5 protein-coding genes are annotated in these 13786 nt (G+C 66.2%); 3 read left to right on the plus strand and 2 right to left on the minus strand.

Translation table 11 applies throughout. The features are described from left to right. Window positions 1–36: 36 nt before the first annotated feature. The gene (locus K289_RS0117700) at window positions 37–6480 is read right to left on the minus strand and encodes a non-ribosomal peptide synthetase (protein WP_027552763.1); all 6444 of its coding nucleotides are present in this window, start codon (window positions 6478–6480) and stop codon (window positions 37–39) included. 137 nt (window positions 6481–6617) lie between these two features. Here K289_RS0117700 and K289_RS0117705 point away from each other — a divergent pair, with 137 nt between their 5' ends. Beyond that, on the plus strand, window positions 6618–10091 hold the full coding sequence (locus K289_RS0117705; protein ID WP_027552764.1) for an AAA family ATPase: 3474 nt from the start codon (window positions 6618–6620) through the stop codon (window positions 10089–10091). Beyond that, window positions 10088–10879, plus strand: a complete 792-nt coding sequence (locus tag K289_RS0117710) for a protein-L-isoaspartate O-methyltransferase (protein WP_027552765.1) — start codon at window positions 10088–10090, stop codon at window positions 10877–10879. The genes K289_RS0117705 and K289_RS0117710 overlap by 4 nt, the downstream gene beginning before the upstream one ends. Window positions 10880–10986: 107 nt before the next feature. Here the strand turns inward: K289_RS0117710 and K289_RS0117715 are convergent, their stop codons facing one another. Then, a complete protein-coding gene (locus tag K289_RS0117715; RefSeq protein WP_027552766.1) occupies window positions 10987–12054 on the minus strand; it encodes an endo-1,4-beta-xylanase in 1068 nt (355 codons plus the stop codon). 288 nt (window positions 12055–12342) lie between these two features. On the opposite strand from K289_RS0117715, the gene K289_RS0117720 reads away from it, so the two are divergent. Then, on the plus strand, window positions 12343–13779 hold the full coding sequence (locus tag K289_RS0117720; RefSeq protein ID WP_027552767.1) for a lipopolysaccharide biosynthesis protein: 1437 nt from the start codon (window positions 12343–12345) through the stop codon (window positions 13777–13779). Window positions 13780–13786: the final 7 nt, after the last annotated feature.

The raw sequence follows: 13786 nt of genomic DNA on the forward strand, positions 1-13786 counted from the left end.
GAGTGGTTTTTCGCTCCAGCATGCGAAGGCGACCTCTCACGCCGCCCTGCGACTGCGCAATCGTCCGAGCGGCGCGTCGGGCTGCGTGACCGCCTCTGCCAGCAGCGTGACGAGATCTTCCATCCATTCGCCAATCATCCGTCCGTCGAGCAGCTCGCTCTTGTAGTTGCATGATCCGGTGATGCCGGTCGGCCGTTCCTTGAGCATCAGCGACAGAAAGGTCTGGTCGATTGGCAGCACCGGCTGGCCCTCGCGCGCGACGTTTCCGATCGATCGGACGGTGATTTGAGGCAGATCGAGCGGTTTGCGCAGCGGATTTTGCAGCGTGAAATAGACCTGGATCAGCGAGGCCGGATCGATTCCCTCCTGCAGCAGACGGTCGGCTAGGATGTTGAACGGCAGCTCCTGCCGCGCATGCGCGTCGAGCACGCTCCGGCGCACCCGTGCGAAGGCTTGCGCGAACGACAGCTCCGGCGTGATTCGGGTGCGGACGATCACCGTGTTCTCGAACGGGCCGACGATCCCGTCGGTGTCCGGCTGGGTGCGATTCGCCATGGCGGTGGCGACCGAGATGTCGGTGCGCCCGGTCCGCGCCAGCAGCAGGGCCTTCAATCCCGTGAGGAGAGCCATGAACAGCGTGCCGGTCTGCTGGCCGGCGAACGCGGTGAGCCGCGCGATCAACTCGGGCTCCAGGCTGACCGGATGGTGGCCGGCAGACACGCCCGGGCGTGCTTCGCCGTCGAACACGGGGACCGCGCCGCGCAAATTCTCCGCCCATTCGCGGGCTTGCCGGCGCGCCGCTTCCGTGTTGCACCACCACCGTTGCCAGCGCGCGACGTCCGAAAAGGCCAGCGGCACTTTCGGCAGCGGTACGGACGGATGTCCGGCGAGGGCCGCATGGCGATTGGAAAGCTCGTCGAACAGCACGCCGAGCGACCATCCGTCGGCAATGGCGTGATGCAGCGTCAGCAGCAGCACGTGATCGTCGGCGTGGAGCCGCAACAACCGCGCCCGGAGCAGCGGCGCGCGCGTGATGTCGATCGGGGTAAAGGTTTCCTGTTCCGTCAGGAGCTCGATCTTCCTGAGCTCGAGGGCCTTGCGCCGCTTGTTGTTGTGTGGCCGTCCGTCGCCGATGGTCTCGACGGTCAGGACCGGGCCGAGCGTGCCGGGGGCGGCGATGCGGCTGACGGGCTCATCGCCGCTCCAGCCGAACGCCGTCCGCAGCGATTCGTGGCGGCGCACGACATCGTCGATCGCCTGCGCCAGGGCGGTGGCATCGAGTGGGCCCTGCAGATGGAGCGCGAAGGGCAGGTTGAACATCGGCAGACCCGGCAGGTTCTGCTCGATCCGTATCATCTGGTCCTGCGCGATCGACAGCGTGGGAGGACCGCTTTCGGCGAACCTTGGGACGTTTGCGTCGGGCTTGAGCGGTTTCGTCGTCACGGCCTCGTCGACGCGCCGGGCAAGCTCTTCGATTGTCGGCGCTTCGAAGATCGTCTTGATCGGCAGCGAAACGCCGAGCGCACGGGCGACGCGTGCCATCGCCTGGCCCGCCAACAGCGAATGACCGCCGAGATCGAAGAAATTATCGGTGACGCCGAGGGTGTCGACCTTCAGCAGGTCGATCCAGATGTCGGATAGAACCTTCTCGGTGAACCGTCGCGCCGGCACGGCCGCTTTCGTCCCGGACGTTTCCTGCAGTGTCGGCGCCAGCAAGGCGGAGCGGTCGATCTTGCCATGGGCGTTGAGCGGCACCTGCTCCAGGAACAGGAATGCCGACGGAACGGCGTGGCTCGGCAACCAGCCTTTCAGGAAATCGCGTAGCTCGTTGGCGCTGATCGGCGTGCCTGCCTTGGCGACGATGTGGGCGATCAGCCTGGCGTCGCCGCTTCCGTCACGGCGCGGCTCGACGATGCCGGTGCGCACGGCTGGATGTTCGCTGAGCGCATTCTCGACCTCCTTGAGCTCGATACGATAGCCGCGAACCTTGACCTGATGGTCGGCGCGGCCCAGGCACTCGATCGTGCCGTCGGCGCGGCGGCGGGCGAGATCGCCGGTCCGGTACAGCCGTGCGCCGGCCCGGCGCGCGAACGGATCGGGCAGGAAGCGCGCTTTGCTCTGCGCCGGATCGTTGATGTAACTGCGGCCGACGCCGGCGCCGCCGATGCAGAGCTCGCCGACCACGCCGACCGGCTGCGGCTCGAGGTTCGGATCGAGCACATAGAGCTGGGTGTTGGGCAGCGGAGCGCCGACGGGGACGCTGGTCGTCGCGCCCGCTGGGGCGCCGGTCAGGCGATGCAGAGAAACGTCGTCGGAGCTTTCCGACGCGCCGTAGGCATTGATCAGCGGCACCTTCGGACAGCGGGCGAACCAGGCGCGGCAGAGATCGACGGGCAGCGGCTCCCCGGTCGAGATCAGCAGTCGCAGCTTCGAGAAGGCGCGCAGGATGGAAGCTTCATCCATCCGCTCGACGATGACGCGCAAGAGCGAGGGAACGATCTCTAGCACCGTGATCCGCTCGCGCTCGATCTCCCGCGCGAGCAGAATCGGATCCTGCGCGATCTCGTTGCCGCAGACATGGACGCGCGCGCCGACCATGGGGCCGGCCAGGAACTGCCAGACCGAGATGACAAAACTCTGCGGCGCGGTCTGCGCGATCACGTCCTTGGCCGACAGGCCAAGTTCGGCAATGAGGGACGCCAGATGGTTCGACAGCCCTCGCTGCTCGATCATGACGCCCTTGGGCGCGCCGGACGAGCCGGACGTATAGATGAGATAGGCCAGACTCGCGGGTGAACGCTGCACTGGACGAGCCGGCTTCGTCGATCCCAACGCAAGCGCATCTTGGAGGTCGGCCACCCGGATTCGTTCGACCAGCGGCTCGAGCAGCACTTCGACCGTGGCGGACTGGTCGCACGCCGTCAGCAGCATGCCGGCACCGCTCGATCCCAGGATCGTCGCGAGCCGCGACGGCGGCTGCTCGGGATCGAGATTCAGGAACGCGGCGCCCACCCGCTGCACGGCGATCATCGCTGCGAGCAAATCCGGTCCGCGCTGCGCAAGCAGCGCAACCACCGTCTCCGCGCCGACGCCTTCGCGCGCAAGCCAGCGTGCAGCCGCCTGGCTCTTGCGGGCCAGCTCGCGATAGCTGAGCGATACGCGCCCGTCGGACACGGCCACGGCGTTCGGCGTCCGCTTGGCCTGCCGCTCGAAACGTTCGCACAGATTGCCGTGGCTTGCGAAATTCGCCGCAACGCCATGGCCCATCGCCAGCAACCGCCGGCGGTCGGCCGCCGTCAGCAGCGGCAGGCATGAGATGCGCTGCTCCGGATTGGCGATGACGGATTTGAGCAGGGTTTTGAACTGCGCGGCCATCTCCGCGATCGTGTCGGCGTCGAACAGGTCGGTGGCGTATTCGAAGAAGCCGGTGAAGCGGCCGTGGGCCTCGACCAGTTCGAGCGTAATGTCGAAGCGCGCGACCTTCGGGTCGACCTCGAGGCGGCGGGTCGACAGGCCAGGCATCCGCGCGGCCTCGATCGATGCGTTCTGGAGGATGAACATGATCCGGAACAGCGGATTTCCGTCGCTCCTTCGCGCGATCTGCAACGCCCGCAACACTTCCTCGATCGGAAGGTCCTGGTTGCGGTAGGCATCCAGCGTGACCTGGCGAACGCGTCGCAACAGTTCGCCGAAAGTCGGATCGCCGCCAAAATCGTTGCGCAGGATCAGCGTGTTGGCGAACAGCCCGATCAGGCACTCGCTTTCGATCTGGTTGCGGTTGGCGATCAGCGAGCCGGTCGCCACGTCCTCGTGCCCGGTGTAGCGAAACAACAGGCACTGGAAGGCCGCGAGCAGCGTCATGAAGGATGTGACGCCCTGATGCTGGCTCAGGGATCGCAGATCGGCCGACAGGGCTTTGGAGAGGTCGAGATAGTGACGCGCGCCGTGACCGCTCCAGACCTGGGGACGCGGCCGGTCGGTCCGCAGCGGCAGCGTGGTGACGCCGTCGAGCTGGGCCCGCCAATAATCGAGCTGCTCGTTCGCGGCCGGCGACCGCGCCCATCTCTGCTGCCAGAGCGCGAAGTCGCGGTACTGGAAGGCGGGCGCGGGCAGCGCCGCTACGCCGCCCTTGCGCGCAGCGGAATAATGCGCGGCAAGCTCTTCCCAGAACAATCGTTGTGACCAGCCGTCGGTGACGAGGTGATGGACATTGACCACCAGCGCGTGGCTGGACTTGTCGAAGGAGAGCAGGGTGACTCTTAACGGCGGCTCACGCGCGAGATCGAATTGATACTGCGCGAGCTGGAGTGCCTCGCGCCTGATCGCCGCGATCCGCTTGTCTGCCGCGCAAGGCCTGAGCTTGGTCCGTTCGAGACGCGGCGCCGAGCTAACCACGCGCTGCACGGATTCCCCGTGGCGTTCGGCGAACACCGAGCGCAGCACCTCATGGCGTTGGCAGATCGCGGCAAGGCTCGCCTCAAGTGCCGCGGCGTTGATCTGGCCAGTCAGTTGCGCGATTTCCACCACATTATAGTTGTAGTGCGTCGGATCGAGCCGCGAGAGCAGGTACATCCGCTGCTGCTGGAACGACAGCAGCGCGTGGTCGTCCGCGGCACGGTGCCATGTCGGTAGCGTCGTCTCGCGGCGAGTGGCGGCGGTTTCGAGCCGGGCCGCAAGCGCTGCCACGGTGGCGCAATCAAAAATGTCCTCGAATGAGAAATCGACGTTGAAGCGTTCGTGCAGGCGCGAGCGCATCTGCGTCACCGCAAGCGAATCCGCCCCGAGCGCGAAGACGTCCTGGTCGATGCCGACCTGCGGAAGCTCGAGGAGACCAGCCCAGATCTCCGCAAGCTGGGTTTCCAGCGCATTGCGCGGCAGCCGTGTCTCATCGCCATCGTCGACAGTCGCGATCAGCCCAGCCAGCGCGTTGCGCTTGACCTTGCCGCTGGCGCCCTTCGGCAGCGCCGCCACGCTGCGGATCAGGCTCGGCACCTTGTAGGCTGCGAGCCGTTTTCGCGCGAACTGGCGGAGCTGATCCGGCGTGGCGTCCGCCTCCGGCCGCAGCACCACCACAGCCGCGACGTTCTCGCCGAGCTTGGGATGCGGAATGGCGAAGACGCCGGCCTCCAGCACCGCCGGATGGCTCAGCAGGACCTCTTCCACTTCGAGCGGCGAGACCTTCTGTCCGCCGCGGTTGATGACGTCCTTGATGCGGCCGACGATGAAGAGATAGCCATCGCCGTCGAGGTAGCCGAGATCGCCGGTCCGAAACCAGCCATTGCGGAAGGCGGCCGTTGTGGCCCCCTCGTCATTGTAATAGCCGCGCGTCATGTTCGCGCCGCGCAGCATGATCTCGCCACGCACGCCGCTTGCACATGCGCGGCCGGCCTCGTCCATGATCGCGATCTCGGGGCCCGCGGCACGGCCGACCGAGCCGATCTTGCGCAGCTCGAACGGATTGGCCGCGATCTGCGAGGCGGCTTCCGTCATGCCGTAGGTCTCGAGCACGGGAACGCCAAAGGTTGCCTCCAGCCCTTCGAGGATCGCCGGCGCGAGCGAAGCCGAGGCGGAGCGGATCACGCGCAGCGATGACGACCGCGCGCGGTCCGGGTCCGCTTCCGCCGCCGTCAGCAGCGCGCGGTGAATCGTCGGCACCGCCGTGTACCAGGTCGGCTGCAGCGCCCGTATCCAGCCGAAGAAGGACGCGGCGTCGAAGCCGTTGGTGCAGATCACGCTGGAGCCTGCAGCGAGCGCGGTCAAAAGGCCGGAGATCAGCCCATGTGCATGAAACAGCGGCAGTACGTTCAGCAGGCGGTCGTGCGCGGTGAGCGTCAGCACGCGGCCGGCATTGTCGGCGGAGAGGCACACATTGCGATGTGTCAGCGGTACCATTTTCGGCCGCGCCGCCGTGCCGGAGGTCAGCAAGATGAACGCATCGTCGTCGGCGCGTGAGACGCCGCTGCTACTGGGCGGGCCGACGGTCGGGCCGGCAAGCTCGCAGCCGCCGAGATTGTCCGCCGGGCCCGGCACGAAGTCGATCACCGCGATGCCGAGCGCCTTGGCGACATCACGACTTGGCGAGTTCATGTCGGACCGCGTGACGAGCGCCGTCAGATTCAATTCGCTGAAGTAACGCTGCAGCTCATCCGCGGTCAGATCGGGATTGACAGGCACGCAGGCGCAGGCCGTTGCGACCGCGATCAGCGCCAGCGCGCTGTCGGCGCCGCGCGGCGACGCAACGGCGATGCGGTCGGCAGGCGCGATACCAAGCCCACGCAGCGTGCGGACCAGATGCAGGATCCGCGTGCCGAGCTCGCCGTAGTTAAGCGGTGGCCGGTCGGGCGCGAGCAAAGCGGGTGCGGCCGGCGTCTGCCGGGCGTAGAGCTCGAGAAGGCCGCCGATATGCGCAAAGCCTCTCGTTTCGGCCAGCGTGCTGGCCGATCGGTCCGGCGCCGGGTGTGCAACCTCCGACAATTCCATTCCTTTTTGGTCTGATTGGGCTATTCTTCCAAGAACTTAGGGAACGCGTCCAGTCTGAGGTGAAGTTTGGGCCCCAAAATCTGTGGTTGAGGGGCCATAAAGCCCTTCGACGGAGTGATAGTCGGGCAGAAATCACCATGCTGGAGACAGAGCCGAGTACGGGAGCAGAAGGCGGCTTGAAGCGTTGGCTCGAAGGCGTCGGTCTCGGCCATTACAACGATCTTTTCGTGCAGCATCGCCTCGATCTCGACGTCATGGGCGACCTGACCGAGGCCGATCTGGTCGAACTCGGACTGCCGCTTGGCGATCGCAAGCGGCTGCAGCGGGCCATGACGGCGCTATTTCGGGCCGAGACGGCGGAGAAGCCGGTTGCGGTGGCGCGCCCTCAGGCCCGGGCCGAAGCCGGCGCCGAACGGCGTCAGCTCACCACCATGTTCTGCGACATGGTGGATTCCACCTCGCTCTCGGCCCAGTTCGATCCGGAAGACGTGCGCGACATGATCGCGAGCTTCCGCGAGACCTGCGTCCGCGTCGTGAAGCATTACGAAGGCTATGCCGCCCGCTTCGTCGGCGACGGTATCCTGGTCTATTTTGGCTATCCGACCGCGCATGAGGACGACGCGGAGCGCTCGGTGCGCGCTGGACTGGAGATCGTGCGGGTGCTGTCGACCGCGCGCGCGATCGAGCCGCGCGGCGCGCTCAGCCACGCACCCGCCGTCCGCATCGGGATCGCGACCGGCCTCGTCGTGGTCGGCGATCTCGTGGGCCAGGGCACCGAGGAGCGCGACTCCGCGGTCGGAGAAACCGTCAATCTCGCTGCGCGCCTGCAAGGTCTGGCGCCGCCGAATGGCGTCGTGATCTCCTCCTCGACGCAATCGCTGCTGAAGGGGAAATTCGATTACCGCAATCTCGGCGTCCATGCGCTGAAGGGCATCCCGGAGAAGGCCCAGGCCTGGCACGTGGTGCGTGCCTCGCGGGTGGAAACTCGTTTTGCCGCCGCGATGGGCACGCGGTTGACCCCGCTCGTCAATCGCGAGGAGGAGATCGCGCTGCTCACGGGGCGCTGGCTGCAGGTCAAGGAGGGTGACGGCCAGGTCGTGGTCAAGTTCGGCGAGCCCGGCATCGGCAAGTCGCGCATCGTGCAGGAAATCTTCGAGCGGATCGCGGGCGACCGGCACGGGCACGTCTCGTTCCAGTGCTCGCCCTATCACACCTCGACGGCGTTTTATCCCTTTATCGAGCAGCTCAAATTCTCCCTCGGCCTCGACCGTGAGGACGCGTCTGCCGCGACATTGACGAACCTGGAGACTGCGATCGCCGCCGCCCATGGCGATGTCGAGCAGGTGACGCCGCTGCTCGCCGCACTGCTGTCGATTCCGACGGGAGACCGCTATCCGCCGCTCGATCTGTCGCCGCAGCAGCAGAAGGACGCGACCGTCGCGGCGCTGGTCAACCATCTCCTGGGGCTCTCGCGCGACATGCCGCTGGTGATCGCCCTCGAGGACCTGCATTGGATCGATCCGACCTCCCGCGAGGTCGTCGATCTCCTGGTCGACCGCGCGCAGAATCGGCCGATCCTCGTCATCATCACGGCGCGCTCGGAATTCCAGCCGAGCTGGAACGCGCATTCGCACATCACCACGCTGGTGCTGAACCGCCTGAGCCGGCAGTTGCGCGCGACCATGGTCGAGCGCGTCGCCGGCCGGGAGCTTCCCAAGGAGGTCATCGAGGAGATCATCGTCAAGACCGACGGCGTGCCGCTGTTTCTGGAAGAGCTGACCAAGACCGTTCTCGAATCCAACGTGCTGACCGAGCGACACGGCCGCTACGTGCTGTCGGGGCCATGGCGCCAGCTCGCGATCCCGGCGACGCTGACGGACTCGCTGATGGCGCGGCTCGATCGCATGGGGCCGTTCAAGCGGATCGCGCAGATCGGCGCCACCATCGGTCGCGAGTTCTCCTACGAGACGCTTCACGCGGTCGCCAACACGCCGGCTGAGCAGATCGAGGCCGCGCTCAATCATCTGGAAGGGGCGGGGCTGATCGTGCGCCGCGGGCATCCGCCGGATGCGCTCTACTCCTTCAAGCACGTGATGATCCAGAATGCGGCGCATGCGAGCCTGTTGCACAGCGAACGGCGCAAGCTGCATTCGCGGATCGCTCAGGTGCTCGCCGAGATGTATCCGGAGAAGACCGAGCGCGAGCCGGAGCTTCTTGCCCATCATCTGACCGAGTCCGGGCAGAGCGAGGGCGCCGCCAGTTTCTGGCTCAAGGCCGGCAAGCGGGCGGCGAAGAGCGGTGCCAATCTGGAGGCGATCGGCCATCTGCGTCGCGGCCTCGGCGTCGTTCAGGCCAATCCGCGCATGCAGGGCGCCGACGAGATGGAGCTCGAGCTGCGCATCGCGCTCGGCAACGCGCTGATCGCCGCCAAGGGCTATGCCGTGCAGGAGGTCGAGGAGAACTACATCCGAGCGCTGGAACTCGGCCAGCAGCTCGACGACGAGGAGAAGGCCTTCGCGGCCACCCGCGGGCTCTGGGTCTGCCATTTCATCCGGGCCGACCTCACGCGCGCGCATGATCTCAGCGTCGAATTGTTGAAATTCGCCAAGCGCGAGCGGCTGAACGAGCGGGCGCATCCGGCGCAGCAGACCGGCTATCTCATCGAGGCACACCGCGCCATCGCGATGACCATGCTCTATCGCGGCCGCTTTGCCGCCGCACAGCATCACCTGCACCGCTGCATCAACCTCTACAGCCCCGATCTGCATTCCGACCTGATGGAGCGGCATGGCACCGATCCCGGCGTGGTCTCGCTGTCCTATCTCGGCTACCTCCTGTGGTTTCTCGGCCGGCCCGACGCGGCGCGCCAGCACAGCGAGCAGGCGATCGCGAATGCCGAGAAGATCCGTCATCCCTTCACGCTCGCCTTCGCGCTCGTGTTCGGCGCCTATCTCTGCCAGCACTTGCGCGACGTCGAGGGTACGCGCGATCACGCCAACCGCGCCATGATCATCGCGACCGAGCACAACTTCCTGCACTGGAAGCAGCAGGCTGCGATCCTGCGCGGCTGGGCGCTGACCCAGCTCGGCGAGGCCGACGAAGGCCTCAGCCAAATGCGCTTCGGTCTCGACGAGTATGAGGCGATGGACTCCTGGCTCGCGGGCTGCTGGTTCCGCTGCCTGCTCGCGGAAGCCTATGCCAAGGTCGGCCTGCGTGATGCGGCCTTGCGTGCTCTCGACGGTGCGCTGGCGACCGCAAGACGGACCGGCGATCACTCCTATCTCGCCGAGGTCTATCGCCTGCAGGGCGAGATCACCCTGTCGGACGGCAGCGCGGCTTCGCTCCAGGAGGCGGAGGATCTATTTGGTCTTTCGCTGGAGACCGCGCGCAAGCAGGGCGCGCTGTCCTGGGAGCTTCGGACCGCCGTCAGCCTTGCGCGCCTGTCGCGGGACGCCGGCAGGCGCGAACATGCATCCCTGCTGCTCACGCCGATCGTCGGCAAGTTCAGCGAAGGTTTCCTCACGCCGGACCTGAAGCAGGCGATGCAGCTCGTGAACGAGCTCGGCGCGGATGCATCCGCGCACCGTCACCATGTCGATGCGGCGAAATGAGCGATCTCGCGGCCGCGCGCGCGCGTTACGTCGAGCTGATTGCGAGGCGCGAGCAGATTTCGTCGCCGCGCCTGCTCGACGCGCTCGCTGCGGTCCCGCGCGAGGACTTTCTGCCGAAGGGCCCCTGGCGCATCAAGAGCGAGGCGGCGCGCAGCTATCGGCTGACGCCGGACGCCGACCCCGTCCATCTCTATGACAATGTTTTGGTGGCGATCGATGCGCGCCGCAGGCTCGACACCGGCCTGCCGAGCCTGTGGACGCATTTCATCGACGTGCTCGACGTCGGTACGAAGCAGCGCGTGGTGCAGGTTGGCTGCGGGCTCGGATATTTTTCGGCCGTGCTGTCGAGGATGGTGGGCCCGAAAGGCGAGGTGCGTGCAATCGAATGCGACGAGCGGCTGGCACGGCGCGCCGCGGGCTATCTCGCGCCGTACGGCAATGTCGATGTCATCAATCGCAACGGATGCGCGGATATCGGCGGCCCCGCGGACGTGATCATCGTGCATGCCGGCTTCTCGCATCCGCAGCCGTTGTGGCTGCAGTCGCTTCGTCCGCGCGGCCGGCTTCTCGTGCCGTTGACGCAAAGGGATCGCGAAGGCGCCGTCGTCAGGATCACGCGTAAGGCTAGGGGCTTCGAAGCGGAGGCAGTCCAGCAGATCCGGATATTTCCCGGCCGGGGCCGCGGTACGACCGCGCTCGACGACCGCGTCGCCGACTGGTGGGAGCGGGCATCATCGCTGGCGCCGCTGCGCTTTCGCAGCCTCGCGCAGGGACTGCCATCGGAATAGGGTTTGTTCTCGCTTGATTCGGAATGTGAGTTTCCACGGCCTCGCCGGGCATATGGGTGAGGCGCGATGGCCGTTTGAAACGTCGAGCGCGCTGAAATCGGTCCGCCTCAGGCGGCGTTCGTGAATTTGGTGATGACGTCCAGGAAAGGCTTTGGCCTGAACTCGCCGTCGAGCGGCAACGGACGGTTCGGCCTTTTGTCCTCGCGGGCGAACGTCCCGTTGATCCAGCTGTAGCGATCCGAGATTCCCCAGGTCAGGATCGAGCGCACCGGGCCGCTGGTCGAGATCGCGGTCAGGAGATCATCGACGCGCTTGGCGACGATGGCGTCGCGCTCGGCCGGGCTTCCCGCCAGCTTCTGGTCGTTGACGTCGAGCTCGGTGACGAGGACCTCGAGGCCCCACGACCGCAGCTCGGTGACGAATTCGGCAAGCCCATGCGTGTCGATCTCGAGCTCGGCGTGCAGATGCGACTGGAGCCCGACGGCGTGAAGCGGCACGCCCTGGTCGAGCAGATCCATGATGAGCTTGCGGAACGCGGCGCGCTTGGCGATGAAAGAGTCCTTTGCCGACTCGATGTCGTATTCGTTGATCGCGAGCTTGACATAGGGATCGGCGGCGGCCGCCGTGCGGAAGGCCAGCGGGATCCAGCGGTCACCGAGATTTTGCGACCAGAACGAGTCGCGTCTGTCGGTGACTTTCTTCGGATTGTCGGGGATCGGTTCGTTGACGACGTCCCACGAGGTCAGCTTGTCCTTGTAGTAGGAGACGACGGTCGCGATGTGATCGACGAAGGCACGCTCGACGCCCTTCGCGTCCTTGATCTGCTTGGTCCAGTCCGGAATGTCATGGTACCAGGCGAGCGCGTGTCCGCGCATCGTCAGATCGTTCTGCCGGGCAAAATCCAGGATCGCATCGGCGCGCTCGAAGGCGAAGGTGTGTGCATCGGGCCGCAGCGTCGGCCATTTCAGTTCGAGCTCCGGCACGACCTGCGTGCAATAGGCGCTGATCGCTTCACCGTACTGCGGATCGGCCTGCAAATTCCACAGCGTGGCCGCCGCACCATAGCCCGGGCGGCGCTGGGCAAGCTTGGATGCCGGCGCGGCAGCCGCAGACGCGCCGGCCGCGAGCGTTGCAGCGCCGCCGAAAAGAAATTCGCGTCGGTCGAGCCTGGTCACGTGGCGGCAGTCCTTTCGGAACCAACGCGTCATCGTACCAAGCGGAGGGTTGCGACGCCGGGGTTTCCAGCGATTGGGTTAACTGTCGCCGGACGGCCTCGCGCCGGTCCCTTCAGGGGACAGGGCAAATTTAACGCTAACGCGCGAAATCCGCTTCGCTGCTCCATTCGCGGTCCGATTTGCAGGCTTATGTGGCTATCTTTGCCGATGCTGCGGCGCAGTCCGATCGCCACGCCAATTGTATAACGTTTCGTTAATCCGCAAGGCCGCTAACGGTCCCGTGCTCGCATGCTGAACCGCCATTTCTCGATCTACCTCGCAGCCTATGTGCTGCCCGCCGCGGTCGGCTTCTTCGCGATCACCGCGTACACGCGGCTTCTGAGCCTGGCCGAGTACGGCGTCTACGTCGTCGGCATCAGCATCGCCAGCATTCTGGGCGCGGTCTTCTTCGCCTGGATCAAATTGTCGGTGTCCCGTTATCAGGCGATGTCGGCCGAGGTGGATTTCCGCGGCACGGCGATGGTCGGCTTTGCGCTGACGGGTGCCGTGCTCTGCGCCACGGCACCGCTGGTCCTCCTGTTCCGCAGCGACGTCAGCGTCGAACTGCTGCTTGCCTGCATGTTCGTCGCGATCATGGCGAATGCGGTCGACGTCGGCCAGGAATTCGAGCGCGCCAAACTGCGCCCTTACCGGTTTGCCGCCATCGCGATCGTGCGCAGCATCTCCAGCGTCGGCTTTGGCCTGCTCGGCATCTGGCTCGGCTGGGGCGGCATGGGCCTGCTCGCCGCGTTCGGCCTGGGATCGCTGACCGGCATCATCCTGAATCTCGTCGGCGATCGCACTAGGATCGCGCGCTTCCAGCGCTCTCAGTTCATGCAACTGGCGCGCTACGGCCTGCCGCTGACGCTCGCTGGCCTCTCGGTTGCGCTCTACTCGACCTGCGACCGGCTCATCGTCGCCTACCTGCTCGGCAAGGACGCGGCCGGCATCTTCGGCGTCGCCGCCGATCTGCCGCGGCAGTTCATGGTCATGATCGCCTCCAGCGTCTCCGCGGCGACGGTGCCGCTGGTGTTCAGGTCGTTGTCGGAGAAGAGCAATGCGGCCACCCGGGAGCGTCTGACCGAGAGCCTCGAACTCCTGCTCGTCGTGGTCGCACCCGTTGCCGTCTGGCTTGCGCTGGCGGCGGATCAGGTTGCAGGCACGCTCGTCGGCGTCGATTTCCGCGCCGGCGTGTCGGCGCTGCTGCCGGTGCTGGTGCTCGCCCGCTTCTTCGGCATCGCCAACCAGTTCTATGTGCAGATCAGCTTCCAGCTCGCAGAGCGGCCCTTCATGCTCTCGGCGCAATCCTTCCTCACGCTGGTCGTGAGCGTGCTGCTGATGTTCGCGCTGGTCGCAGGCTACGGTCTCTACGGGGCGGCGCTCGCGACGCTCGCGACCGAGGCGATCGGCCTCCTCGTCGCCGTTGTCCTGATGCACCGCGCCCATCCCGTGCCGTTCGACCTCAACCGGCTCGCCGGCGTCGCCGTATCAGCGGCTGCGATGGCCGCCGCGATCCTGCTCGCACGCTCGCAAGTCGCCGGCACCGGCCTCCTGTCGCTCATCATCGTGAGCCTCGCGGGCGGCATCGCCTATGCCGGAACGGCGTGGCTCCTCAACGTCGCCAATTTGCGGACGCTGTCGCAGCGCTTTCTGCGGACCTTCAACCGGAAGGCGCTGGGCGTCTGATCGCGGA

Source organism: Bradyrhizobium sp. Cp5.3, from assembly GCF_000426265.1.
Classification (GTDB): domain Bacteria; phylum Pseudomonadota; class Alphaproteobacteria; order Rhizobiales; family Xanthobacteraceae; genus Bradyrhizobium; species Bradyrhizobium neotropicale.

What these genes read in the sequence shown, in the direction of transcription:
- K289_RS0117700 (WP_027552763.1), bottom strand. Translation starts at nt 6,480, where the DNA reads ATGGAATTGTCGGAGGTTGCACACCCGGCGCCGGACCGATCGGCCAGC.
- K289_RS0117705 (WP_027552764.1), top strand. Translation starts at nt 6,618, where the DNA reads ATGCTGGAGACAGAGCCGAGTACGGGAGCAGAAGGCGGCTTGAAGCGT.
- K289_RS0117710 (WP_027552765.1), top strand. Translation starts at nt 10,088, where the DNA reads ATGAGCGATCTCGCGGCCGCGCGCGCGCGTTACGTCGAGCTGATTGCG.
- K289_RS0117720 (WP_027552767.1), top strand. Translation starts at nt 12,343, where the DNA reads ATGCTGAACCGCCATTTCTCGATCTACCTCGCAGCCTATGTGCTGCCC.